Source organism: Brevundimonas sp., assembly GCF_035561115.1.
Lineage (GTDB): Bacteria > Pseudomonadota > Alphaproteobacteria > Caulobacterales > Caulobacteraceae > Brevundimonas.
On record NZ_DATMYH010000107.1, the window covers coordinates 1 to 24,338 of the forward strand.

Genomic DNA, 24,338 nt, shown 5'->3' on the forward strand with positions numbered 1-24,338 from the left:
GCCCACGTCGATGCCGCCGTGGTGGAAGAAATTCCGGTCCTCCGCCGCCAGGAACGCCTGCACCACCGGCAGGGGGATCTGCTCATAGGGCACATAGATGCGCCGCTCGTCCGAGAACTCGCCGATCAGGGTGCCGTCGCCGGCATAGACCCGCGTCGCCGTCGCCGGCCGGTAGTCGGCCAGTTCCGAGGCGTCCGGCAGGTCGTGGAACAGCCAGGCCGCATAGACGGCGACGATCAGGCCCGCGAGGGCGATGGCCCCCAACAGGGCCACGCCCGCCATTACGAACCAGCGTTCGGCAATCTTCACCTGATACTCCGAAAGGCGGCCCCGGCCCTCGGTTTAGCCCGCGTCGTCGGCGTCCGCCAGAGCGTCCGTCACGCCCCCTGCACGACGCGCCAGTTCCTGTCGCGCGGCGGCCACGACGTCGGCGTCCATATCCCCCTGCCCGGCCATCCAGCGCAGATAGTCCTCGGCCGGTTCGGACCACGGCCTGCCACGGTGCTTGCCGAACGGAATGCGGTCCAGACGCCGCGGCTCGGCCGTCCAGGCGATCATCTGCTCGACCGTCGCCTCCTTCAGCAGGTCGATGAGCAGATGCGCCGTCACCCAGGCGTCGGGCCCGGCCCGGTGCGCCGGATTGGCCAGGGCCGGATCGAGATTCAGCCCGCGCCAGTACCTCAGCACCTGGTTCGAATGCCCCGGCGCCTGCGGCCATACCGCCTTGGCCGAGCGCACGGTGCATATCCACGGCAGGCCGCCGTGCGCCGTATCGGCGATGAAGCCCCGCTCGAACCGCGCCGCATGCGCCACCATGACGTCGGCGGGCGGGGCGCCGAACATCTCCCGCAGCCGGTATTCGTCGCAATGCGGATCGTCGTCGCAGAAATGGCCCGGCGTCAGGTGATGGATCGCCATGGCGTGGAACGAGATTTCGCCCCGCGGTCGGAACAGTTTCGACACCGGCGGCAGGGCCTTCCAGCCGTCCCCGTCGCGCACGACGTCGACGATCCCGACCTCGATGATCTCGGCGGTCCGGTCTCCCCCGCTGGTCTCCAGATCGACGACTCTCAGGCGCATGGGCCGCAGATAGGAGATCGGGCGGGCGAGCGCGACTCCCGCCCCTTGTCAGCCCGCCGCCTGCCCGTCCGCGAACACCGCATATTGATCGGCGAACGCCCTCCGGTACGCCGGCCGCGCCTCGCCGCGGGCGATATAGGCGACGAGGTTCGGATACCGCTCCAGCAGCCCCGAGTTCTCCGCCCGGCGCAGCACCGTCACCATCATCACGTCGGCGGCGCTGAACGCCCCGTCCAGCCACTCGGCCTCGCCCAGCCTGCGCGACAGGTCGCCGATCCGCGCGTCGATCCGCGCCTGCAGCATCGGCAGCCGTTCCTCATACCAGGGCTTGTCGCGCTCCATCAGCCAGGCCGCGCTCCACTCCACGATCGGCGGCTCGATCGTGTTCACCGCCGCGAACATCCACATGATCGTCCGCGCCCGCGCGTTCGCATCGTCCGGCAGCAGCCCCGCGTGCCGCTCCGCGATATGCAGGACGATCGCCCCCGTCTCGAACAGGGCCAGATCGCCCTCTTCGTACGTCGGGATCTGCCCGAACGGATGGATGGCCTTGTGCGCGGCCTCCTTCATCGCCCTGAACGACACCAGCCGCACCTCATAGGCCGCGCCCACCTCCTCCAGCGCCCAGCGAACGCGCATGTCCCGCGCAAGGCCTCGACCGCGGTCGGGAGAGGATTCGAAGGCGGTGATAACGGGGGTCACGGGAGGGTTCTGGTTGGAGGACAGGGTGCCGGTAGGGTTACGACGAGGCTGGCTGTCGTGTCGAACAGGAAGCGACGGCGAACGGCGGTGTACGAGGCGGGCGTTGATATCCAACTTAGCGCGTTGGATTCGACGTGTATGGTTCCCATCCAAGCCATTCAGAGCAGCTTTGATGCCATTCAACTCCCAGACCTTTCGTGTCCTTATCGCCTCACCGTCCGATCTCGCTGAAGAGCGCCAGGTCGCAACTGATGCGATCAATGAATGGAACGCCATTCACGCTGCGGCTGAGCAGACAGTTCTATTGCCAATCAAGTGGGAGTCCCACGCCATGCCGACGGCTGGCGTAAGACCTCAAGCTGCGATCAACAAAACAACTTGTGAACGACGCTGACATCCTCATTGGCATGTTCTGGACCAAGCTGGGAACCAGTACCGGCGTCGCAGCTTCGGGGACGGTAGAGGAGATCGACCAGATCGTGGCGGCAGGTAAGCCAACCATGCTATATTTTTCTGGCCGCCCCATCGATCCGAACAGGATCGATGTGATGCAACATGAGGCGCTTCGGCAATTCAAAAAAGAGACCTACCAGACCGCGCTGGTAGGTAGTTTCACGAGTACGACGGAGCTCCACGCGACATTGTTGCGGGATCTGATGCATCAGGTGCGCTTGTTGAAAAGCGGGAAGCGACAGCGGCGAGGCGGAAAAATCGATGAAACAGAGCGGCTGGTAGAGATGCTGGTGAGCTTCCGAAAGGCGAAGATCACTCCAGCCGATTTCCACAAATTCAAGGACGAGTTGTTGCGCCCGGGCAAGCAGATGACGCCGGCGTTGGTTGGCCCAATTACCCCAGGTCAAAAAGGCCCGAATGGGCATCCGATCATGTTCGACAAGAAAGGCAATCTGGTTGAGCTATTGCCGGAGGAAGATGCGCCAGGGGGCGTCTGGGAACTGATCCTTCGCCGCAACGACAACGACATCCAGAAGGCGGCGGCTGAGTTTGAGATGGTCATCTGGTATGACCGGAAACTCGTGTTGCTCCAGCGGCTAGAAGCTGGGGAAGAAACGATTGACCCCGCCATTAAAGCCGGAATGCTCCAAGCGATGGAAGCCGCCGAGAGGAAGATCGGGAAACGAAAAATTCGCAGCTACTACAAGGATGATTTTGGCTGGGGAATGCTGAATGGGAAGCTCTCCGCGTTGCGGTGGGTCATGGGAGACGAGTGGGATATGCTCGACACTTAGCCGAGTCTGCTCAGCCATCATTGCTGAAGCGATCTCGGTCCGAAGGACCAGCGCACTCCGTCCGACGCTGGTTCAGTTGGCTGATTACAAGTTCCGCCACTGCTAGAAATTCGCCCGCAGCCCGACTATCGACGCTCGAACAACCCTTTGATATTCATCACATTTCTAGAAAAAATAGCGTCGCGAACCCGCCCTAGGAACGCCCCGTGCCACACTGCTCCCCGTCCCGTCGCAGGGGAGGCGCAGAGGCCTTGCGTGATCTGGCGCCGGGATGTGGAGAAGCGGGGGCCCGGTTCCGGCCTGCCATCGAAAGGCAGGCGACGCCCGGGGTCTGATAACCAAACGGACGTCAGGGACGAGGGGGATACTCGTCCGGTCCGGGGACCGTGTCGCAAGCACGGCCCGCCCGCCGGAGGCGCTGCGGTAAGGCGATAAGACCGCCACCCGACGCAAGCTTCCGAACAATCTCCGCGCGGAGCGTCCGGCCCGGGGCCGAAACGGTTCGTCTCATCTGATCTCCGGGCTCCGGTCCGGCGCTCCGCACGCCTTCCCGCCTCCTCGCGCCGTCCGGCGCGGGGTCGTTTCCGCCTGTCTGAAATTGGAAAGGAGGCGCCCATGCCCCGGGGCCGAACACCCCTTCCGCGCGCAGCGCGGACAACCGCCACCCCCGAAGCGCAAAAGGCCGCCCGGGCCATGATGTGGCGCTTCGGCCAGATCCGCGACTGGAAAGAGGCCGTCCACCGCGAGGCCTGGCGTCAGGCCGCCGCCGACGGCAGCCATCGCTGCGGCTGCGCCGAGTTTGACGCCGCCGGAGCGCGGCTGGAGGCCGCCGGCGTCAAACGCCCGCCCGAGGACTGGTTCGAGGAACTCCGGGAAGCGCGCCAATGGCTGGCCCGGCAGGGTCCGGAGGCCGATCAGGGCTGACCGGCCGCCCCGTTCGACGCCATCTGCAGATTGCCCGCGGGCTCGCGGAAATAGCGGTCGATGCCCTCGGCGACGGCGCGCATCAGGCGGCGGCGGGCGCGGCCGTCGTTCAGCAGGCGCTCGTCCTCGGGATTGGTGATGAAGCCCATCTCCAGCAGCACCGCGGGCACGTCGGGGGCCAGCAGCACCGCCAGGCCGGCGTCGCGGTGGCTGCGGCGCAGCATCGGATGGTCGGCGTCCTCCAGCTCGCCCAGCAGCGTCCGGGCCAGCTGGGCCGAGCGGTTCTGGGTGGCGCGCTGGGTCATGTCCAGCAGGATGCGGTCCACCGACGGGTCGCGGCCCGGCAGGTTCAGGCTGCGGTGCCAGTTCTCGCCGCGCGTGAACTCGCGCACCGCCCGGCCCGCGCCCTGTTCCGACAGGGTGTAGACGCTGGCGCCCCGCGTGGCCGGGTCGCTTCCCGCGTCGGCGTGCAAGCTGATGAACAGGTCGGCGTCGGCCTGACGGGCGATGGCCACGCGGCGATACAGGGCCACATAGGCGTCGCTCTCGCGGGTCAGCCGCACACGATAACGGCCGGTGCGCTCCAGCTCCTGTTTCAGGGCCTGGGCCGCCGCCAGGGTGACGGCGCTCTCATTGGTGTTCGCGCCATGGGCGCCCGGATCGCGGCCGCCGTGGCCGGCGTCGATAAAGATCAGCGGCCGCTCGGCCGCCCGCGTCGGCGTCCTCGGCGCGGTGCGTGCGGCGCCGCGCGTCGGCGCCCTGCCGGTGGCCTTCAGGTCGATGACATAGCGGTAGTGGGCGATGCCGTCGCCGGGCGGCAGCAGGAAGCGGCGCTCGATCTCGGCGCTGGTGGCCAGATCCAGCTCGACCCGCGAGGCCACGCCCGCGCCGGCGACGCGCCAGCCCCTGACCAGTCCCGTCCCCGTGCCGTTCAGCCCGCGCTGCGGCGCGACGCCGGCCAGGGAGACCACCACCTGGCCCTGATCGCCGGACTGGATCACCTGTCCGCGCGCGGTCCGGTCCAGATCGACCACCACCCGCGTGTGCTGGGCGTCGCCGCCGAAGCGGACGCGCAGCACCTCGCCCATGGCGCCCGAGGCCAGGCCCCGCCCGGCCGCGAACACGGCGACGCAAAAGACAAGGAGGGCCGCGGCCGTCATCGCCCACTCGCGAGCGCGCCAGTGCGCCAGGTTGATACGCGACAGTCCGTGCATTCGACGGGAACCCACCTTCTTGGTTGGCCCCATGATGACTCAACGTCGTCGACAACGGGTTAAAGCGCGTAACGCTTTTAATTCGCAGCCGTCCTGCCTATGCTTGTTCCGTCCGCGAACGATCGCGCCCCCCTGACTTCAGGCCGGGCGCGCCCTCCTCGCGGCGTGTTTTCACTGATCCGAGGACTGGCCGGGGTAGCACCCGCCGGTTTGAAGACGGGATCCGGACGCCCTCAAACGGCGCGTCCGGCCCCAGGACCGTACTGAACCCCCATGGGCCTTATCGCCTGCGCTCCCTTCCGGTTTGAAACAACCGACCTCGCCCGCGGCCTTCGCCGCGGCGACGGGACTGCGCCTGCGCCTGCCCGCAATCCCATTCGGCGAGCCGCCTTGCCCCTTCGCGGGGATGGCCGAGCGCGCCAGAAAGACTGTTTCCATGTCAAAGACCATGTTGATCGACGCCGCCCACGCGGAGGAGACCCGCGTAGCCATCGTCGAGGGCCGTCAGGTCGAGGAATTCGACTTTGAATCCCGCGCGAAGCGCCAGCTTCGCGGCAACATCTACCTCGCCAAGGTCGTTCGCGTAGAGCCCAGCCTCCAGGCTGCGTTCGTGGAGTACGGCGGCAACCGCCACGGCTTCCTCGCCTTCAGCGAAATCCACCCGGATTATTACCAGATCCCCGTCGCCGACCGCGAAGCCATCATGGCCGAAGCGCATTCGGAGGACGACGAGCACGACGAACACGCCCGCGACCACGCCGACGACGAATCCGAAGGCGGCATGGCCGAGGAGGAACGCCTCAAGCGCCGCCTGATGCGCCGCTACAAGATCCAGGACGTCATCAAGCGTCGTCAGGTCATGCTGGTCCAGGTCGTCAAGGACGAGCGCGGCGGCAAGGGCGCGGCCCTGACCACCTGGCTGTCGCTGGCCGGCCGCTACTGCGTGCTGATGCCCAACACCGGCAAGGGCGGCGGCATCTCGCGCAAGATCACCCAGGCCACCGACCGCAAGCGCCTGAAGGCCGCCGCGGCCGCCCTGCACGTGCCCCAGGGCATGGGCCTGATCATCCGCACCGCCGGCGCCAAACGCACCAAGGCCGAGATCAAGCGCGACTACGAATATCTGCTGCGGCTGTGGGAAACCATCCGCGAAACCACGCTGAAATCGAACGCGCCGTCGATCATCTATGAGGAAGAAAACCTCGTCCGCCGCGCCGTGCGCGACATGTTCGACAAGGATTTCGACGGCATCCAGGTCGAGGGCGTCGAGGGCTTCAAGGAGGCGCGCGACTTCATGCGCGTGCTGATGCCCTCGCAGTCGAAGAAGGTGCACCTGTACCAGGGCGCCCGCCCGCTGTTCGCGACCAACGGCATCGAGGAGATGCTGACCCAGATTCACCAGCCGGTCGTGCCCCTGCCGTCCGGCGGCTATCTGGTCATCAACCAGACCGAGGCCCTGGTCGCCATCGACGTCAACTCGGGCCGTTCGACCAAGGAACGCAACGTCGAGGCCACCGCCACCAAGACGAACATGGAAGCCGCCGTCGAGGCTGCCCGCCAGCTGCGTCTGCGCGACCTCGCCGGCCTGATCGTCATCGATTTCATCGACATGGATGAGTCGAAGAACAACCGCACCGTCGAGAAGGTGCTCAAGGACGCCCTGGCCAAGGACCGGGCCCGCATCCAGATGGGCCGCATCTCCGGCTTCGGCCTGATGGAGATCAGCCGTCAGCGCCGCCGCCTCGGCGTCATCGAGGGCGCGACCGAGGTCTGCCCGCACTGCCAGGGCGCCGGACGCGTCCGCTCGGCCGAAAGCGCCGCGCTGATGACCCTGCGCGCCGTCGACATCGAGGCTGGCAAGAACGGCGCGGGCTCGGTGAACCTGCGCCTGTGCACCGCCGTCGCCCTCTACATCCTGAACCACAAGCGCGATTATCTGCAGCGCCTGATGGCCCAGCGCGGCCTGAACGTCGTCATCCTGATCGACGACACCCTCGGCCAGGGCGACCACTCGCTCGAGCGCACCGAAACCAACGAGGACTTCGTGCCCGAGGAGCGGCCCGAAGCCTTCATCGACCTCGACGACGACTTCGACGACAGCGCCTTCGATGATGAGGATGACGGCGACGAAGACGAAATCATCGCCGACAACGACGCCCTCGACCGCGAGGACACGGACGACGACGAACCCCGCGAACGCGTCGAGCGCGCCGAGGGCGAAAATGGCCGCGGCCGTGGCCGCCGCCGTCGCGGCGGCCGCCGCGACGCGACCGAGGGTTCGGCCGACGATGCGACAGTCGCAGCGCCCGCCCTCGCCGCCGGCGAGGACGACGATGACAGCGAAAGCGGCCGCCGCCGCCGTCGCGGACGCCGTGGCGGACGCCGCGTGCGTGAAGAGGGCGGCGAGCGCGACGGCTTCAACTGGGTGCGCGGCCGTACGCCGTCGCTGGAAGACCCTTACGTCTGGTTCGACCCGATCAATCCCGAACGCGCCGAGCCCCGCGCCGAAGCCGACGCCAACCCGGCCAACGATGTCGATGAGGTCGCCGGCGAACGCCCCGAGGGCGAGATCGGCGGCGAACGCGGACCCCGCTCGCGCCGTCGTCGTGGACGTGGCCGCGGCCGGGATCGCGGCAGCGAACAGGGCCTGACCCACGAGACCAAGGTCGAGACCCGCGCCACCAACGAAGGCATGCCGCCCGATGGTTCGGTCGACACCCCGATGGCGGTGATCATCGACGAGGCCGAAACGGCGCCGGTCGCCATCCCGGAAGAGCCCAAGCGCCGTCGCGTTCGTCGCAAGGTCTCGGCCAGCGCCACGGCTGAATCGGAAGCCGAAGCGGTGACCGCGCCGATCGAGCCCAATGAGATGGAACCGGAAACGGCGCCTGCCGTGCTGGACGTCACGCCCGCCGAGGCGGCCGACCTTCCCGCCTCGCCCGAGGCGGAACCGGCCCCGGTGGCCGAACCGGTCGCCCCGCCGCAGCCGGAAGTCGATGTCGCCGCCCTGATCGCCGACGATCCGAACCAGATCGTGGCGCCGCCAGAGAAGCCGAAGCGTGGATGGTGGCGCCGCTGAAACGCCGTGATTAGGTTGTGACCATCGGCCGGGCGGGGCGTAGACTTGGGTATGAGGAGTTCGCATTGAACTGGCTGTCCCGAAACGCCGCCGTCCGGCTGTCCGGCGCCTTCGCCGCCGTCGGCCTTGTGCTGGCGATGGCCTCGCCCGCCTCGGCCCAGAGCGCGATTCGGGACACCGAGATCGAAGGCATCATCCACGAGTGGACGGACCCGGTCCTCACCGCCATGGGGCTGGAGCCGTCCGAGATCGAGATCCTTCTGATCAACGAGAATGACCTCAACGCCTTCGCCACGCGCGGCCGGATCATGGGCGTGAACACCGGGCTGATCCTCAGGACCCGGTCGGCGAACGAGCTCCTCGGCGTGCTTGCCCACGAGGCGGGGCACATCAAGAACCGCCATACGCTGCGCGATGGAGCCCAGGGCGCGGGCATGCAGCCCATGCTGATGACCATGGCCCTGGGCGCCCTGGCCATCGCCGCGGGCGCGCCGGACGCCGGTGCGGTTCTCCTGGGCAACAGCCAGTATTTCGGGACCCTCAGCGCGCTGCGTTACATGACCCATCAGGAAGGCGAGGCCGACAACACCGGCGCGCGCGCATTGCAGAACGCGGGAGAATCGGGCCGCGGCCTGGTGACCTTCTTTGAAAACTTCCGTTCGCAGGAAGTCTTCTCGGATCAGCGGCGCTATCCTTATTTCCGCAGCCATCCCCTCTCATCGGAGCGGATCGAGAACCTGCGCCGCTTCGTGGCCGAGCAGTCGAACTACAATCATCAGGACAGCCCTGAACGGGTCGCCGAGCATGCGCTGATCCTGGCCAAGATTCACGCCTTCATGGACGCGCCGAACCAGACCCTGCGCGATTATCCCGAAAGCGATACGTCCCTGCCCGCGCGCTACGCCCGCGCCATCGCCCTGTATCGCGACGGCCAGACCGAAAAGGCGCTGGCCGCGGTCGAGCTGTTCCTGACCGAGCAGCCCGAGAACCCGTATTTCTGGGAACTGAAGGGCCAGATTCTGTTCGAGGAGGGCCGGCCGGCCGAGGCGATCGGCGCGCATCAGCGTTCGGTCGAGCTGAAGCCGGACGCGCCCCTCCTGCGCATCAACCTGGCCCATGCCCTGCTGGAAACCCGCGATGCCGGCAAATTGGACGAGGCGGTGAACCAGCTGAAACGCGCCACGGCGCTGGAGCAGGACAACACCATGGGTTGGCGGCTGCTGAGTCAGGCCTATGCCAGTCAGAACAAGGAGGGCGAGGCGCGGCTGGCGTCCGCCGAGATGTATTTCGCCATGGGCGCCGAACGGCAGGCGACCCAGTTCGCGCTGCGCGCACGGGACATGCTGACGCCCGGCACGGCCGAGTGGACGCGCGCCATGGACATCGTCTTCGCCTCGGGCGCGACCCAGGACGACATCGACGACGTCGACCGCCGCAACAGCCGCCGCGACCGCGGCGGCGTGATACCGGCCGCCGGCTGACCCTTCCCCGATCGAGACTCATATGACCGACGCGCCTGATCCGACGCCCGCGCCCGACCGCGGCTTCTTCGACCGCCCCCGGGCGTCGCTTGCGGCCATGGCCGTGTCCGTCGCCGCGCTGGCGCTGGCGGCGGCCCCCTATGTGACCGGAGGCGATTTCGACGGACGGGTTCGGGCCTATCTGCTGAGGAACCCGGAAATCCTGCAGGAGGTCAGCGCGGCCCTGCAGGCCAGGGAAGACGGCGCCCGGACCGACGCCATCAACCAGCGCGCCGCGGCCAGTCCGTCCCTGCTGGCCGTCAGCGCCCTGGATCCTGCCTTCGGCCCCGCCGATGCGAAGGTCACGGTCATCGAGTTCTTCGACTTCCGCTGCCCCGGCTGCAAGGCGACGGCGCCGGACGTTCTGCGCCTGATGCAGGCCCATCCGGATGTGCGTTTCGTGTTCAAGGACTGGCCGATCCTGGACCGCGGAACCGACGACGTATCCCACTACGCCGCCCGCGCCGCCCAGGCCGCGCACCGCGAAGGCAAATATCTGGTCGTGTTCCGCGCCCTGATGGCCGAGCCCGCTCTTAACAAGGCGGCGGTCGACCGCATTCTCGCGGGAAACGGTTTGGCGGTCCCGGCCGCGCAGGCCGCGATGTCGAGCCCGGAAACCGCGCGCCATCTGGCCGACGTCCAGACCCAGGCCTCGGGTCTGGGCCTGCTCGGCACCCCGACCTTCTTCATCAACGGACGCGCCAGCGCCAGCATCCAGCCCGCCGACATCGACCGCGCCATCCGGACGGCCAAGGCGGGCTGAGCCCGCCCCCTCCCCCTAGCCGATCGCTCCCACGCAGCCTTCGTCGCCGCCGACGGGCAGGGCCGCATCGGTCAGCGACAGGGTCCAGCCGTGGTGGGTGGCCAGGCCGCGCCGGCGGATGCCGCCGCCATCTCCGGCGTCGCCGCCAGCATCGACCAGGACGCGCCGGCCGGCCGGCAGCGCCGCCGGGTCGATCCGCCCGACCGCCAGGGCTGAGGGCGTCGCTCCGCCGAAGCCGTCGAACACGCTCAGCATCGACCAGTCGCGGCGCAGACCGATCCACCAGGCGCTGTCGGCGTTGACGGCCAGCACCGCGACGCCGTGGCCCTGCGCGGCCCAGGCCAGGGCGGCCTCCGGGTCGCGGACGGCGCGCATGTCGGCGGCGGCGCCGAAGCGCAGGCGCGCGCCGTCGAAGGCGCGGGTCGGTTCGATCGGCGACCAGACCTGGACCTTGATCCGACCCTGTCGGGCCAGACCCCAGCCGACGATCTGCCGCCACAGGGATTCCACCGCCTCGCGGTTGTCGGGACTGGCCTTCGCCAGCATCCGCGCCAGCACGGCTTGTTCGCGGTCGGGGCGCAGTTTCACATGGGGGCCGGCGGGGGCGTCCTTGGCCTGACCGACACGGGCGGCGATGGCCAGACGGCGCTCGAACAGGGCCAGCAGTTCATCGTCAAGATGGTCGATCTCGTGACGCAGGGCCGCGAGGGCCATGTGTTCGGGCGAGATGTCGGTCACGGCAGCCGCGGCGGGCGACGGCCAGACTCGCTGGAGAGCGGGCTTGGTGCTGGAATGGGGCACGAGGGGGGACTTTCAGTTTCGATCACGGCGATGAGGGATTTTGCGAGCCGCCGCCCCGCAGCGGGGCGGTCGCCGGCGAGGCCGTCAGGACGATGTCCCCGACGCCTCAGCCGGCGTATCGAAAGCCGTAGAAATACAGGTCCGCAGCCGCGGAAACGCGGGCGAATGCAGTCGCAGCGATGGCTTGCGAACGGACCATGGCGCTCAAAAGCCGCACGGATCGTGCGGCGTCAACCCGGATTGGCGCTCAGAAGGACAAATCGCGTCCGGTTGTCCTCCGAATCCTGGATATCGTTGCGCAGGATCGACAGTTCATAGACCTCGGCGGCGCGGGTGGGGGCCACGGCGGCGCGCGTCAGGTCCCCCGCTTCGGCCACGGCGCGGGCCGCTCCGGCGGTGTCGAAGGCCTCGACCGGGGTCAGGCCCAGCGCCGCAAGGGACCCGGGGCACTGGCGCAGGGCGATGGGGTGGCTCTCGGCCGTCTTCACCGTGCGCAGCGTCGCGCCGGCGGTCGCCATCAGGGCGAGGCGGATCGGACGCCAGACCTCGGAAACGATATTCAGGCCCGCCGCCTCGACCAGGGACGCCGCCGGCTCGATCCGGCCCACGGTGGTGTTCTCGACCGGGATCAGGGCGCAACCGACCTCGCCGTTCTTCAGCGCCGTGATGGCGCCCTCGAACGAGTCATAGGCCACAGCCTCGTCCCAGGGCCGCAGATCCAGACAGGCTTCATGGCTGAAGGCGCCCGGCGCGCCCTGATAGGCGCACCGCCCGCCGGGGTCGTCGTCAGTCGGCGTTCCGACCCCCTCCATGCTCACGCCGCCTCGGAGCGGGTCCGCCGTCCAGCCTTCAGCCGCTCGGCGACAAGGAAGGCCAGTTCAAGCGCCTGGTCCGCGTTGAGGCGCGGGTCGCAGTGGGTGTGGTAGCGGCTGGACAGGTCGTCCTCGGTCAGGGCCTGCGCCCCGCCCAGGCATTCGGTCACGTTCTGGCCGGTCATCTCCAGGTGGACGCCGCCGGGGTGAACGCCCTCGGCCTCGGCCACGTCGATGAAGCCGCGCACCTCGGCCAGGATGCGTTCGAACGGCCGCGTCTTGTAGCCGTTGCCGGCCTTCAGCGTGTTGCCGTGCATCGGGTCGATCGACCAGACCACGCGCCGCCCCTCGGCCTTCACGGCCTGCATCAGGCGCGGCAGGCGATCGCCGACCTTGTCCGCGCCGAAGCGGCCGATCAGGGTCAGGCGGCCGGGCGTATTGTCCGGGTTCAGGGCGTCTATGAGCGGCAGGAGATCGTCCGGCTCCATCGTCGGCCCGCACTTCAGGCCGATCGGGTTCTTGATCCCGCGTGCGAACTCGACGTGGGCGCCGTCCAGCTGGCGCGTCCGTTCGCCGATCCAGACCATGTGGGCCGAGGTGTCGAACCATTCGCCGGTCGCCCCGTCCAGGCGGGTCAGGGCGCTTTCGAGGTTCAGCAGCAGGGCTTCGTGGCTGGTGAAGACCTCGACGCGGCTCAGGTCCGGATGGCTTTCGGGCGTGACGCCGACGGCCTCCATGAAGGCCAGGGCCTCGGTGATCTTGTCGGCCAGTTCGCGGTATTTGTGGCCGTAGGCGCTGTCGGTCGCGAAGCCCATGGTCCAGCGGTGGATGTTGTACAGGTCCGCATATCCGCCGCCGGCGAAGGCGCGCAGCAGGTTCAGGGTCGAGGCGGACTGGTTGTAGGCCTTGAGCAGACGGCGCGGGTCGGGCACGCGCTCTTCCGGCGTGAAGGCCATGCCGTTGATGATGTCGCCGCGATAGCTGGGCAGGGTCTCGTCGCCGATGGTCTCCAGCGAGGACGAGCGCGGCTTGGCGAACTGGCCGGCGATGCGGCCGACCTTCACCACGGGCTTGCCGCCGGCGAAAGTCAGGACCACGGCCATCTGCAGGATCAGGCGGAAGGTGTCGCGGATGTTGTCGGTCGAGAATTCCTTGAAGCTCTCGGCGCAGTCGCCGCCCTGGAGCAGGAAGGCGTTTCCCGCCTCGACCTGGGCGAGCTTTGCGGTCAGATGCCGCGCCTCGCCGGCGAAGACCAGCGGCGGCAGGGCGCGCAGCTCATCCTCGACCCGGGCCAGGGCGGTCATGTCCGGATAGTCCGTCGGCATCTGCACGACGGGCTTTTGTCTCCAGCTATCGGGTGTCCAGCGCGTACTCATGTCCCAAGGATAGGCGTTCGCACCGCCCGGGACAACGAAGGCCGTGTCGCAGTCAGGCGTCTGCCCTCCCCCGACCGGCCGCCTGACGGAAAAAACACAGTCCAATGAGTCCGAAGAGTCCACTGAGTCCACTGAGTCCACTGAGTCCACTGAGTCCACTTCAAACGCCCACTCGGGAGATGGAGAAAGCCATCAACCCAATCTGGCATACCGGTACGTCAGAATCGGACGTCCCTACCCTGCAGAGGTGTTGTTCGACTGTTTTTCCTTCAGCGTAACCAGTTCCTCGGCCATGGTCGGGTGGACCGCGCAGGTGGCGTCCCACTGGGCCTTGGTCAGGCCGGCCTTCACGGCGATGGCGGCGAGCTGGATCATCTCGGGCGCCTCGGGCCCCACGATGTGGACGCCGACGACCTTCTGGCTCTCTGCGTCGACCACCAGCTTCATCAGCATCCGCTCGTCCGAGCCGGTGAAGGCGTATTTCATCGGCCGGAAGCGGGTGACATAGACATCGACCGCGCCGGGGCAGGAATGCCGCGCCTCGCTTTCGGACAGGCCCACCGTGCCGACCGGCGGCTGGCTGAAGACGGCGGTGGCGACGGCCTCGTAGTCGAAATGCTGCGGGTTCTCGCGATAGACCGTTTCGTGGAAGGCCACGGCCTCGCGGATGGCGACGGGCGTCAGGTTCATGCGGTCGGTGACGTCGCCGATGGCCCAGATACTTGCAGACGTTGTTTTCGACAGCGTATCGACCTGGATCGCGCCCTTGTCATTCAGGGCCACGCCCGCGGCCTCGAGCCCGAGGTCCTTCACGTGGGGGACCCGGCCGGTGGCGAACATGACCACGTCGGTCTCGATCTCCATGCCGTTTTCCAGCTTGTTGACCAGTCCCGTCGCGGTCTTCTCGATGGCCGAGTGCTGGCAGCCGAGGATGACCTTGATCCCCCGCTTCTCGATCTCGCCCGCCAGATGGGCGCGCACGTCGTCGTCGAAGCCGCGCAGGATGTTGGGGCCGCGATAGATCAGGGTGGTCTCGACGCCGAGGCCCGCGAAGATCCCGGCGAACTCCACGGCGATATAGCCGCCGCCCGCGATCAGGATGCGTTTCGGCAGCTCCGGCAGATGGAAGGCCTCCTCCGAGGTGATGGCGTGTTCGACGCCCGGCAGGTCGGCCGGCATCCACGGCCGGCCGCCGGTGGCGATCAGGATCCTTTCGGCTGTGATCGTCTGGTTCTTGCCGATGATCTCGACGGTGTGGGCGTCCTTGAGGACGGCCCGCCCGTGGATCAGGTCGACGCCCGCCTTGCCCAGGTTGGCGGCGTAGATGCCGGACAGCCGGGCGATCTCGACATCCTTGGCCTGGATGAATTTGGGCCAGTCGAAACGGGCGTCGATGGTCCAGCCATAGCCCTCGGCCGTGTGGAACTGGTGCGAGAAGTCCGAGGCCATGACCATGAATTTCTTCGGCACGCAGCCGCGGATCACGCAGGTGCCCCCGACCCGGAACTCTTCGGCGACGGCCACCCGCTTGCCGCCCAGCGCCGTCAGCCGCGCGGCGCGCACGCCGCCCGAGCCGGCGCCGATGACGAAGAGGTCGTAGTCGTAGGTCTCAGGCATATTCTTTTCCGCTCATCCCGGCGAAAGCCGGGACCCAGTTCTGTGGGCGATCGGTGGAGCCCGATGCGCGCCGACGCCAATCCAAAACACCCGGCCCCACGAAAGCACTGGGTCCCGGCTTTCGCCGGGATGAACGGATGAGAGTGGTCAGGGAAGTAGGACCTCGATTGCTGAATCGCCACCGATGATCGCCTCGTCGGCCAGGTCGAGGAACAGGCCGTGCTCGACCACGCCGGTGATCAGCTTGAGATCGTCGGCCAGACGCACCGGGTCATGGATGGCGGCGCATTTCGCGTCATAGATCAGATTGCCGCCATCGGTTCGGACGAGACCGCGCTCGGCCATGCGGACGCGCGCCGGCATGGCGATGTCATGGTCGGAGAGCACGTCGGCGATACGGTTCGCCGTGGTCTTGTGGCCGAACGCCACCACCTCGATCGGCAGGGCGAAGGCGCCGAGAGTCTTCACCACCTTGGCGGCGTCGGCGATGACGATGCATCGCGAAGACGCCTCCCACACCAGCTTCTCGCGCAGCAGGGCCGCGCCGCCGCCCTTGATCAGGGCCAGACCCGGCCCGATCTCGTCGGCCCCGTCGACGGTCAGGTCGATGCGCGGCGTGTCCTCGAGCGTCGACAGGGTCAGACCCAGCTCGCGCGCCAGTTCGGCGGTGGCCTCCGACGTCGGCACGCAGCGCAGGCCGGTCAGGTTGCGTGCGGCCAGCGCCTTGACGAACCAGGCCGCGGTGGAGCCGGTGCCCAGGCCGACGACCATGCCGGCCTCGACGCGTTCGGCGGCGGCTTCGCCTGCCCGGCGCTTCTGATCGTCCGCACTCATTTCGCTTTCAGCGCCTTCTTCGCCCGCATCTTGTCCATGAAACGCGTCGCCCAGCCGGCCTTGGCCTGCTGTTCGCCGCGGGCCAGCGCCAGATCGCCCGGCGCCACGTCGCGGGTGATGACCGAGCCCGATCCCACCATCGCCCCCGCGCCGATGGTGACGGGCGCCACCAGCGAACTGTTCGATCCGACGAAGGCCCCCTCGCCCACCGTGGTGCGGTGTTTGAAGAAGCCGTCGTAGTTGCAGAAGATCGTCCCGGCGCCGATGTTGGCCTTGGCCCCCACCTCGCCGTCGCCGAGATAGGCCAGGTGGTTGGCCTTGGCGCCCTTGCCCATGCGGACGTTCTTCACCTCGACGAAGTTTCCGACCCTGGCGCCCTCGCCCAGATCGGCGCCGGGACGAAGGCGGGCGTAGGGGCCGACCTCGGCGCCCGGGGCGACGGTCGCGCCCTCGATGTGACTGAAGGCGCGGATGCGGGCGCCGGAGGCGATCCTCACGCCGGGACCGAAGACGACATAGGGCTCGATGGTGGTCCCGCCGCCCACCTCGGTGTCGAACGAGAAATGCACCGTCTCGGGCGCGGGCATGGTGACCCCCGCGGCGAGGAAGGACTCGCGCCGGGCCTTCTGGAACAGGGCTTCGGCCACGGCCAGCTCGCCCTGGGCGTTGACCCCCATGACGGCGTCCTCGCCGGCGAAGACGGCCCGGGTCGGGGCGCCGCGCCTGCGGGCCAGTTCGACCACGTCGGTCAGATAGAATTCGCCCTTGGCGTTGTCGTTGCGGACCTCGGCCAGCAGTTCGAACAGCAGGCCGACCGGGGCGGCCATGACGCCCGAGTTGCAGGCGGTCAGGGCCAGGACTTCCGGCGACGCCTCCCTGGCCTCGGTGATGGCGGCCAGCGCATCCCCCTCCATGACCAGCCTGCCATAGGCGCCCGGATCGCGGGCCTCGAAGCCGATGACGGTGACGCCGTCGTGGGCAGCGAAGACCGGCTCGATGTCGGCCGCGCGCAGCAGGGGCACGTCGCCATAGGTGATCACCACCTGGCCGACGAAATCGCCCAGCACGGCCTCGGCGGCGCGGACGGCGTGGCCCGTGCCCAGCGGCGGGTCCTGGACGGCGATGGCGTCCTCGCCCAGCCGTCTGACGACATGGTCGCGGACCTCGGGCGAGTGGGCGCCGACCACCACCACGATCCGCTCGCAACCCAGCGCCTCGGCGGCGTCGATGGCGTGGTCCAGCATGGCGCGGCCGCCGACGGGATGCAGCACCTTGGGCAGGGGTGATTTCATCCGCGTGCCCTGGCCGGCGGCGAGGATGATGGCGGCCCGGGGATGGCGGATGCTGGTCATGAATCGGTCCGGCGGCTAGTGACGCCCGTGGTCTAGCCCATCAGGGCGGCCAGCGGGAGAGACGGGTGACAGAGCGCGATCTGCATGGCTGGACCATTGCTTTCGATCTGGACGGCACGCTGGTCGAGACGGCGCCGGACCTGGTGGGGACGCTGAACCGGTTGCTGGCGCAGCGGAACCTGCCGCCCGTCCCACTGGAGTCCGCCCGCCATCTGATCGGCCACGGAGCCATAGCCCTGCTCAAGCGGGGTTTCGAAGCCGCCGGCGCCCGATGGGATGAAGACGCCGCCCCGGCCCTGCTCAGCGCCTTCCTCGCCGATTATCTCGACCACATCGCGGATCACAGCACCGTCTACCCCGGTTCGATCAGGGCGCTGGACCAGCTGGCGGCGCGCGGCGCCATTCTCTGCGTCGCCACGAACAAGCCGACTGACCTCGCTGTCGCCCTGTTCGAGGTCACCCATCCGGGCGACCGTTTCGCGGCCGTCTGCGGACCGCAGTCGGTATCGGCGAAGAAGCCGGACGCCGCCCATATCCGGGAGGCGGTGATCCAGGCCGGCGGCGATCCCGGCCGCGCGATCATGGTGGGCGACAGCGTCATCGACCTGAACGCCGCGCGGGCTGCGGGCGTGCCCTGCATCCTGACGACCTTCGGCTATACCGACATCCCCGCCGCGGACCTCGGCGCGGACGCCGTGATCGCGCATTACGACGACCTGCCGGCCGCGATCGGCCGGCTGATCGCCTGACGAACGGCTTGCGCCGGACGGGGGAGCAAGCTATGTCGCCGCCTCCGCGATTGATGGATGCGTAGCTCAGCGGGAGAGCACCTCGTTCACACCGAGGGGGTCACAGGTTCAATCCCTGTCGCATCCACCATTTTTTCCATTAAAAAACATTCGCTTGGCAGAACTACATGCTCTGTCTACGGATGATTTTTTCGTCAAAGCGAGTTAGTGGGGCAGTAGTGGGGCAGTCGCCGCGCGAATTTATTGCTCGAAGAGAGACGAAGCCCCCTGAAAAGCATTGATAGGGGCGGTCCGCCGGTCCGATTCGACCGCGCCGGGCGCCGCCCTTTGCAGAGCGTTTCATCCGGACCGGCCTTCCCTGCCCGGGCTCATCGCATCCACCCATTCGAAGGAGGCCTCATGGCGTCGATCCCGGACCATCCCAACGACGCTGGAACGTGGACCCGCCTTGAGGGCCGCGAGGGATTCGCCCTGTGGCGCCGCGAGCGCCAGGCTCCGGCTCCGGTCATGATGTTCTATGTGGTCGCGCCTCCGCGGCAGAGTGAGATTCTCTACGACGAGGCCAAGGCCCGCGAGCGCTTCGATGAAGTCGCCCGCGCCCCGGGCGCGGAAACCTGAACCCGATACCTTCATCGGCGACGTGGCACTGCTCTCCGATACCGCCTGGGCATGATGCCTTCAGGGGTTCGGACGGCCCGGAGTCCCTACCACCAGTTCGTAGAGTTCGGGCCAGCGGCCGAGGCCGCTGGTGCGCATCTCGCGCCGGATGAAACGCCGGGTCATGCTGATGAGGTCCGCACCGACGGTCGGGTTTTCGGCGATGACTTTCAGCCGCGGGATCAGGCTCTGCGTTCCAGCCTCGACGGCCCCTTGGACAATCAGTCGCCCTAGGTAGCGGTTGATCTGCGGCACCGACTCCAAGAGCTCCACCCTCGCCGCATCGTTCAACCGACGCATAATCAGGGAGGACAGCCGCCGGAAGACCCGGGAGATCCGCAGGCAGCTATGCGTCGGCAGATTCGCGGACCTTGCGATCAGGTCCTTAAAGATAAACTCCACGCGCGCGTCCTGAACCCTATAGAGGCCGTAAATCGGCCCCTGCAGCAGTGCAACAAGGTTGCCTTCCGTGTCGCCGTCGAACGCGATGTCCATGAGCAGCGGCGTGATTGCGGCGGCGAGATCGGGCTGCAGTTCGATTAATGTTGTCGCCAATTCCATGACCGCCGTCCGCGTCTTCAGCCCCCGACCTTCTGCATATTGGATCAGCCAGATGACCCGGGCCTCACTATCCTGCACGGCGTCCGGCAGATGTCCGAACCCCATGATTAGGTGCGAGCGCACCACCTCGTCGTCCTCTTGCAGAAGCCGGGCGCAGAAGCCTTTCCAGTTGAAGATCGGTGCAAGGCTTAGCCGGGCCAGCTGAAGCTCGAGTTCGCTGAGCAGCCGGCGAGAGGACACGTCGCCTCGGCGACGCAGGCGGTCCACCATGGCGCTCAGCCGGCTGAGCCCCTCTGCGTCCCAGGCAGGTGGGTCGTCGCGCCGCTGCAGCAGCGCCAGCACCACTGCGTAATCCTCCAACTCAATCGCCAGTGCGAGGCCGAGCAGATCGATCGCTTCTGGACGGACGCAGTACTTGATCTGCTGCATCACGGAACCCGAGAGTTTGGGCCATCGACGCGGGTCTGCGGCGAGCGTTCGAAGGAACGCCATCGCCGGCTCGATGCCGACCGAAGCGGAGTCCGCAAGCCGCCTGCCGCCGAGGTTCTCGTCGGCCCAGAAGGCCGAGGTTTCCCAAGCCTTCCCGAAAAGGCCGCTGAGCAGGGGTTCTGACGGTCGGCCTTCCAGCCAAGCGAAGCGGATCATCGCCGCATAGGGATCGCCGCCGCCGCCCGGGACCGCCGTTAATGCCCGGATCCCGCCGAACAACAGCTGCTTTTGCGGTGGCGCCCAAGAGACGGCGATAACCGAGAGCGCCTTCGCCCAAGTGACGCGCCCCAAGCCGACCCGAAGGGCGGTGTCGTCAACGAGCCCAGTTCGCCGAAACGCGTCCAACACGTCGCCCGGCGCACTCGAGGCCAGCAGCAGACCGAGGCCGTAGAGGCGCGCGTTGAAGTGCAGGTCGCGGTCCGGTGCTGCGACCAGACCCTCGACAACAGCGGGAATCGTCGTCCCGGAGAGCCGCCACTCTTCGTGCAACGCCTCGCCCAATTCGCGCGCCATAGTAAGCGTGGTCAGCTTCCCGTGGCGCGCGCCGATCCGGGCAGCCTCACGGAACCGCGACACGACGCCGCGGACCGTCAGCGCGATCGTCTTGAGGGTCCCTAGGATCGCTAAGGCGAAGTCCTCCGAACCGACCTTTTCGGCATAGTTGAACAGGCGGACCAGCTCTTCGAACGCCCAGTCGCTGTGGACGTTCTCCAAGGCGAGACGGCCCAGGAAAGCGAGGTATCGGTCTCGCGCTTCTGGCACCTTGTAGCGCCCGCCCAGGAAATTGGGCAACGTTGCGTGGCCGGCGAGCAGGGGCAGAATGAGCGCTGCATTCCCGCCCCAAAAGCGCAGCAGCAGTAGGAGGGCGCGGCTGGCCCACCGCCCATTGCCTATGCTCATAATCCTGGAAAGCGCACCGAAGAGGTCCGGTTGGCGAGCCCGTTGCGCGTTCGCTGCGACGTCAAGCAGACGTTCGATCAGCAGAGGGTCCTCGGCGGCGATCGCCGCGTCGATGTATCGCGTGACCGACTCGGGCACGGCGCTCCGGTGAACGAACACATAGGCGATCACGGCAGCGGCGGACGATCCCGCCTGTGCCAGCAGATCAAGCCGACGCTCCGCTTCGGTGCGGACGGCCAGCACCCCGTGCTCCGCAAGCACCAACGTCCGCTCGAGGACCGCGCCTAGGAAAGGGTTCTCGCTGGTCTCGCGCCATCTCTCAGCGAGCGCCTCCAGGGCCGTCGAGCCGCCGACCCGAACGATCGCGACGGCCGCCGCATGCTCAAAGAAGGTCTGGTGGAAGAAACTGGTGTAGCGCTGCGATCCGATGCTCGACGTCGCGAGGATTCCTCTCGCCTCGAGGCCAGCGATTTGGGCCGGGGGGATGAGGGCCAACTCAAGCTCGCGTTCCAGCAGCTCCCGCGCCACCTCGGGGATCCCCTCGACCAGCATGACGACCGCGATGTGCATGGCCGCAGCGGAGAGATCCTGGTCGAGGCCCTCCACCTGGAAGTCGTGTCGCAGATCGCTTTCCACGCGCCGCCGCCAGAACTCGACGTAGAGCGCTATGATGTTGACGTCGAAGACGTTGATCTGGTTGGGCGCATAGATCGTGTAGAGCATGCGCAGGGTGAGGGGATTGCGGCAAATCTCCCGGATGGGGAAGCCCTGCGCCACTGCGCCCAGCAGCGCATCGACGTGCAGCTGGGCCTGCGCCTCGCCGACGTCTCCGACGAACGCGGCCGCATAGTTGGCGATCGCCCGGGTGAGTTCCGTGTCCGAATACTCGAATAGATGGAAGATCCGGGCGGACAGGAGATGAAACTGCCGCGCCTCCAAAGGACGCGATGCAACAATCACATCGACGCCCATGGCGTTCAGGCTCGTCAGAAAGTGCAGTAGGTCCGCCGGCGTCGCGGTGCTGTTGAGAGCCACATCGATGGTGTCCACGAGTATGATCAGGCGTTTTCCCGTAGCAACGAGATCTTCGACGAGTTCGGCGAACACATCGCTGACGCCCAGCTGACCGGCAGGTCCCGCGAAGACGGTCGGGAGTTCGATCGCGTCGAAGAGCCAGGCGACACCCTCCTCCCGCCCGGCAAGGTCCTGCTGGACATGCCACAGCAGGGACGATTTGCCCGTCCCAGGCTCCCCGTCGACGACGATCAGCCGCCGCTCGTCTGGTGTGGCCAAAACATCCTGGATGATTTCGGCCTCGATATCCCGCGACACGTAAAGGCCGCGCCCCAGCGAGAGCTCCAGCCGCGTGCCGGCCCTCAGACTGTCTATGCGCGCGGCTGCGATCCGGCTCCGCTCCGCGAGACGCCGGAAGAGGTCCGGATGCCGGCAGAGCCCACCTGCAACCGGTCGTCCAGCGCCGGCGCTCGATGATAGCCGATCCGCAAGTTCTATCAGGCCTTCGGCGTTGGTGCCCAACGCCGAAGCAACGGTCCTGATTGTGTGTAGGCGGGTCCGGCGGTCGCCGGTCTCAAGAGCCCGGATCGTGTCGAGCTTCACCCCGGCTTGCGTGGCGAGGTCCCATGGGCTCCAGCCCTTGCGCTCCCGCAGGTGCCTCACAGCGAGTCCGACGGGTGCTCTGGCCATGAAAATCGGATGAGTGTGGGTTCAATGTGGGCGGCGTGTGGGGCTGAGAATTGGAGCGACTGGGGAGCACCTTCGCCTTGATCGATCCACCCTAGCTGCCCGGGCAGCACATGCAACAGGACCAAAGCAATGCAAGTGCCCCAAAGTACGAAGACGTTCTGCCACTTCCTCATCGCCCATGCGTACGCCGCGCTGGCCATCGGCATCCACGAACCGGCGATCTATGTCTTGCTCGCCGCTGGCTATCTCACGCTCTCCTGCACCGAGCCGTACCGCCGCGAAGACTAGTTGCGGTGTACCAACCGTTCTACCGACCCCGCCCGCTCAATCGGCGGGGTCGTTCTGACCGCTGAGCGCCAGTAGCGGATGTCGGCACGCCGCCAGAAAGTCGACCTTCGGCGAATAGCCGATGTCCGCTATCGGTTGAGCCACGACGCAAGTCGTAGGCCGGCGATGTTCAGCACTTGTCCACTGCGGCGTCGCCGGTGACCTGCCGCGTATCAGTCGCGCGATACAGACAGCCCCGCGAGAAGCGGAGCGTAGGCGGCGAGCCTGCGGGATACGAACTCCGTGAAAAGCTGGACGCGCTTCGTCTTGCGGGTCTCCCCCTGTGTGAGAAGCCAGAGCGTTCCGTACATGTGCAGGTCGGCGCCCGGCGCCCTCGCCAGTAGGGGGTCGGCGTCTCCGACAAAGCACGGCAAGGTCGTGATCCCGATCCCTTGCCGGACCGCAACGATCTGCGCCTCGCCGTCGGTGACCCTGAACGGAGCTCCCGTCGCGCGAACCTCGCCCCCACGGGCCCAGTCCTGGATTCCGTCAGAGCTTATGACGATCCACCGGATGGGCTCCGGAGCCCCCGCACGCCACGCGGCCAGTCGATCGCGGGCCATGTAGACGTTTCCGAACAGCTCCGGCCCCTTCAGGCCGTGAAGATTGAGCGGCAGGGTCTTGCGGTCGTAGACGACGCGGATCGCGACATCGGCCTCCCGGTTGGTCAGATTCGCCAGCTCGCCGGACGAGAGGATGTCCAGTTCGATGTCCGGATGCAGACGCGCGAACTCGGCGAGGTCCGGCATGAGCAGGTGGGTCGCGAGAGTCGGCGCCAAGGTCACCCTCAGAAGCCCGTGCACACTCTGGTCGCGACCGAAGACGCGCGTCTCCAGCTGGTGCGACGACGCCTCCATCTGGTTGGCGAGCTCGAGGACCTCCTCGCCCGCATCCGTCAGGCGGTAGCCCGAAGGCAGCTTTTCGAACATCTGCGCCCCGAGGCGTTCCTCGAGCTGGGCGATGCGTCGCAGCACGGTCGAGTGGTTCACCCCGAGGCGTCCGGCGGCCGCCCGCACCGAGCCCCCACGCGCGACGGCGAGAAAGTAGCGAACGTCATCCCAGTCGATCATGGTGCAATCTTGCGCCGCGCGGTGCGCTTTCCAAAGCGTGTACCTAGCACATCCAACAGCAGTACGGCCGGTCTTCATGGCCAGCCGGATCGTTTTTGCACCACCGATGTGCGCGCATCCGCACTCGAAGCCGACGCGGGCCGCCCCATCTCCTGGCTCACGGGGACGTCCCGAACAAGGAAGGATGCAGTCATGACCCGACTGAATGGAAAGACCGCCGTGATCACAGGCGGCGCGACCGGCATCGGCCTCGCGGCGGCCAAGCGTTTCATCGAGGAGGGCGCCTTCGTCTTCATCTTCGGCCGCCGGCAGGACGCGCTCGATGCCGCTGTGGCCGACCTCGGGCCCAATGCCCGCGCGGTGAAGGGCTCGGTCTCGGATGAGGCCGACCTCGACCGGCTCTACGCGGCGGTGAAGGCCGAGCGCGGAACTCTCGACATCGTCTTCGCCAATGCCGGGACGGGAAGTCTGCTGCCACTCGGAGAGATCACCGCCGGGCACATCGACGAAATCTTCGACACCAACGTGAAGGGTACGATCTTCACGGTCCAGAAGGCGCT

Annotated in this window: 21 protein-coding genes and 1 tRNA gene; 10 read left to right on the plus strand and 12 right to left on the minus strand. The window is 67.4% G+C overall.

The features are described from left to right. The 3 genes from VN378_RS14600 to VN378_RS14610 all read right to left on the minus strand — a co-directional run. Positions 1-282 (minus strand): transglycosylase domain-containing protein (locus VN378_RS14600; RefSeq protein ID WP_325744311.1); only part of this gene is annotated, 282 nt, incomplete at its 3' end. Between the two features lie 60 nt (positions 283-342). Beyond that, entirely contained in the window at positions 343-1,080 is a 738-nt protein-coding gene (locus VN378_RS14605) for an exonuclease domain-containing protein (protein ID WP_325744291.1), read from the minus strand. 48 nt (positions 1,081-1,128) lie between these two features. Continuing rightward, entirely contained in the window at positions 1,129-1,782 is a 654-nt protein-coding gene (locus VN378_RS14610) for a glutathione S-transferase family protein (protein WP_325744292.1), read from the minus strand. 380 nt (positions 1,783-2,162) lie between these two features. Between VN378_RS14610 and VN378_RS14615 the strand changes: the two genes are divergently transcribed. Further along, positions 2,163-3,029, plus strand: coding sequence for a hypothetical protein (locus VN378_RS14615; RefSeq protein ID WP_325744293.1), 867 nt, complete (start codon positions 2,163-2,165; stop codon positions 3,027-3,029). Positions 3,030-3,644: 615 nt separating this feature from the next. Continuing rightward, positions 3,645-3,953: a hypothetical protein gene (locus VN378_RS14620; protein ID WP_325744294.1), complete on the plus strand. Its 309-nt coding sequence runs from the start codon at positions 3,645-3,647 to the stop codon at positions 3,951-3,953. Here VN378_RS14620 and VN378_RS14625 read toward each other — a convergent pair. Beyond that, complete coding sequence (locus VN378_RS14625; protein ID WP_325744295.1) at positions 3,944-5,167, minus strand: N-acetylmuramoyl-L-alanine amidase family protein; 1,224 nt, start codon at positions 5,165-5,167, stop codon at positions 3,944-3,946. The genes VN378_RS14620 and VN378_RS14625 overlap by 10 nt on opposite strands. A 436-nt stretch (positions 5,168-5,603) precedes the next feature. On the opposite strand from VN378_RS14625, the gene VN378_RS14630 reads away from it, so the two are divergent. The 3 genes from VN378_RS14630 (at position 5,604) to VN378_RS14640 (ending at position 10,529) form a co-directional block, all read left to right on the plus strand. Further along, positions 5,604-8,246, plus strand: a complete 2,643-nt coding sequence (locus tag VN378_RS14630; protein ID WP_325744296.1) for an Rne/Rng family ribonuclease — start codon at positions 5,604-5,606, stop codon at positions 8,244-8,246. Positions 8,247-8,383: 137 nt separating this feature from the next. Then, positions 8,384-9,727, plus strand: coding sequence for a M48 family metalloprotease (locus VN378_RS14635; RefSeq protein ID WP_414642259.1), 1,344 nt, complete (start codon positions 8,384-8,386; stop codon positions 9,725-9,727). A 22-nt stretch (positions 9,728-9,749) separates the two neighbouring features. Further along, positions 9,750-10,529: a thioredoxin domain-containing protein gene (locus VN378_RS14640; protein ID WP_325744298.1), complete on the plus strand. Its 780-nt coding sequence runs from the start codon at positions 9,750-9,752 to the stop codon at positions 10,527-10,529. A gap of 15 nt (positions 10,530-10,544) precedes the next feature. On the opposite strand, the gene VN378_RS14645 is transcribed toward VN378_RS14640, so the two are convergent. From VN378_RS14645 to glmU, 6 genes are all read right to left on the minus strand, one after another. Continuing rightward, entirely contained in the window at positions 10,545-11,267 is a 723-nt protein-coding gene (locus VN378_RS14645) for a chorismate mutase (RefSeq protein WP_325744299.1), read from the minus strand. A 293-nt stretch (positions 11,268-11,560) separates the two neighbouring features. Then, complete coding sequence (locus VN378_RS14650) at positions 11,561-12,142, minus strand: prephenate dehydratase domain-containing protein (protein ID WP_325744300.1); 582 nt, start codon at positions 12,140-12,142, stop codon at positions 11,561-11,563. A gap of 2 nt (positions 12,143-12,144) precedes the next feature. After that, a complete protein-coding gene (locus tag VN378_RS14655; protein WP_325744301.1) occupies positions 12,145-13,518 on the minus strand; it encodes a class II 3-deoxy-7-phosphoheptulonate synthase in 1,374 nt (457 codons plus the stop codon). Between the two features lie 234 nt (positions 13,519-13,752). After that, entirely contained in the window at positions 13,753-15,135 is a 1,383-nt protein-coding gene (gene gor, locus VN378_RS14660; protein WP_325744302.1) for a glutathione-disulfide reductase, read from the minus strand. A gap of 147 nt (positions 15,136-15,282) precedes the next feature. Continuing rightward, positions 15,283-15,969, minus strand: a complete 687-nt coding sequence (rpiA, locus tag VN378_RS14665) for a ribose-5-phosphate isomerase RpiA (RefSeq protein ID WP_325744303.1) — start codon at positions 15,967-15,969, stop codon at positions 15,283-15,285. Further along, positions 15,966-17,321, minus strand: coding sequence for a bifunctional UDP-N-acetylglucosamine diphosphorylase/glucosamine-1-phosphate N-acetyltransferase GlmU (gene glmU / locus VN378_RS14670; protein WP_325744304.1), 1,356 nt, complete (start codon positions 17,319-17,321; stop codon positions 15,966-15,968). Before glmU ends, rpiA begins: the two co-directional genes overlap by 4 nt. 65 nt (positions 17,322-17,386) lie before the next feature. Here glmU and VN378_RS14675 point away from each other — a divergent pair, with 65 nt between their 5' ends. The 3 genes from VN378_RS14675 to VN378_RS14685 all read left to right on the plus strand — a co-directional run bounded on the left by VN378_RS14675 (position 17,387) and on the right by VN378_RS14685 (position 18,688). After that, positions 17,387-18,070, plus strand: a complete 684-nt coding sequence (locus VN378_RS14675; protein ID WP_325744305.1) for an HAD-IA family hydrolase — start codon at positions 17,387-17,389, stop codon at positions 18,068-18,070. A 55-nt stretch (positions 18,071-18,125) separates the two neighbouring features. After that, positions 18,126-18,200: transfer RNA gene (locus tag VN378_RS14680), tRNA-Val, on the plus strand. A 269-nt stretch (positions 18,201-18,469) separates the two neighbouring features. Further along, entirely contained in the window at positions 18,470-18,688 is a 219-nt protein-coding gene (locus VN378_RS14685; protein ID WP_325744306.1) for a hypothetical protein, read from the plus strand. A gap of 60 nt (positions 18,689-18,748) precedes the next feature. On the opposite strand, the gene VN378_RS14690 is transcribed toward VN378_RS14685, so the two are convergent. Further along, a complete protein-coding gene (locus VN378_RS14690; RefSeq protein ID WP_325744307.1) occupies positions 18,749-22,381 on the minus strand; it encodes an NACHT domain-containing protein in 3,633 nt (1,210 codons plus the stop codon). A 129-nt stretch (positions 22,382-22,510) separates the two neighbouring features. On the opposite strand from VN378_RS14690, the gene VN378_RS14695 reads away from it, so the two are divergent. Further along, the gene (locus tag VN378_RS14695; RefSeq protein ID WP_325744308.1) at positions 22,511-22,669 is read left to right on the plus strand and encodes a hypothetical protein; all 159 of its coding nucleotides are present in this window, start codon (positions 22,511-22,513) and stop codon (positions 22,667-22,669) included. Positions 22,670-22,881: 212 nt separating this feature from the next. On the opposite strand, the gene VN378_RS14700 is transcribed toward VN378_RS14695, so the two are convergent. Further along, a complete protein-coding gene (locus VN378_RS14700; RefSeq protein WP_325744309.1) occupies positions 22,882-23,778 on the minus strand; it encodes a LysR family transcriptional regulator in 897 nt (298 codons plus the stop codon). A gap of 192 nt (positions 23,779-23,970) precedes the next feature. Between VN378_RS14700 and VN378_RS14705 the strand changes: the two genes are divergently transcribed. After that, positions 23,971-24,338, plus strand: a 368-nt coding sequence (locus tag VN378_RS14705; protein WP_325744310.1) for an SDR family NAD(P)-dependent oxidoreductase, incomplete at its 3' end; no start/stop codon positions are given.

What these genes read in the sequence shown, in the direction of transcription:
- VN378_RS14605 (WP_325744291.1), bottom strand. Translation starts at nt 1,080, where the DNA reads ATGCGCCTGAGAGTCGTCGATCTGGAGACCAGCGGGGGAGACCGGACC.
- VN378_RS14620 (WP_325744294.1), top strand. Translation starts at nt 3,645, where the DNA reads ATGCCCCGGGGCCGAACACCCCTTCCGCGCGCAGCGCGGACAACCGCC.
- VN378_RS14625 (WP_325744295.1), bottom strand. Translation starts at nt 5,167, where the DNA reads ATGCACGGACTGTCGCGTATCAACCTGGCGCACTGGCGCGCTCGCGAG.
- VN378_RS14630 (WP_325744296.1), top strand. Translation starts at nt 5,604, where the DNA reads ATGTCAAAGACCATGTTGATCGACGCCGCCCACGCGGAGGAGACCCGC.
- VN378_RS14635 (WP_414642259.1), top strand. Translation starts at nt 8,384, where the DNA reads ATGGCCTCGCCCGCCTCGGCCCAGAGCGCGATTCGGGACACCGAGATC.
- VN378_RS14640 (WP_325744298.1), top strand. Translation starts at nt 9,750, where the DNA reads ATGACCGACGCGCCTGATCCGACGCCCGCGCCCGACCGCGGCTTCTTC.
- VN378_RS14650 (WP_325744300.1), bottom strand. Translation starts at nt 12,142, where the DNA reads ATGGAGGGGGTCGGAACGCCGACTGACGACGACCCCGGCGGGCGGTGC.
- VN378_RS14655 (WP_325744301.1), bottom strand. Translation starts at nt 13,518, where the DNA reads ATGAGTACGCGCTGGACACCCGATAGCTGGAGACAAAAGCCCGTCGTG.
- gor (WP_325744302.1), bottom strand. Translation starts at nt 15,135, where the DNA reads ATGCCTGAGACCTACGACTACGACCTCTTCGTCATCGGCGCCGGCTCG.
- rpiA (WP_325744303.1), bottom strand. Translation starts at nt 15,969, where the DNA reads ATGAGTGCGGACGATCAGAAGCGCCGGGCAGGCGAAGCCGCCGCCGAA.
- glmU (WP_325744304.1), bottom strand. Translation starts at nt 17,321, where the DNA reads ATGACCAGCATCCGCCATCCCCGGGCCGCCATCATCCTCGCCGCCGGC.
- VN378_RS14685 (WP_325744306.1), top strand. Translation starts at nt 18,470, where the DNA reads ATGGCGTCGATCCCGGACCATCCCAACGACGCTGGAACGTGGACCCGC.
- VN378_RS14690 (WP_325744307.1), bottom strand. Translation starts at nt 22,381, where the DNA reads ATGGCCAGAGCACCCGTCGGACTCGCTGTGAGGCACCTGCGGGAGCGC.
- VN378_RS14695 (WP_325744308.1), top strand. Translation starts at nt 22,511, where the DNA reads ATGCAAGTGCCCCAAAGTACGAAGACGTTCTGCCACTTCCTCATCGCC.
- VN378_RS14700 (WP_325744309.1), bottom strand. Translation starts at nt 23,778, where the DNA reads ATGATCGACTGGGATGACGTTCGCTACTTTCTCGCCGTCGCGCGTGGG.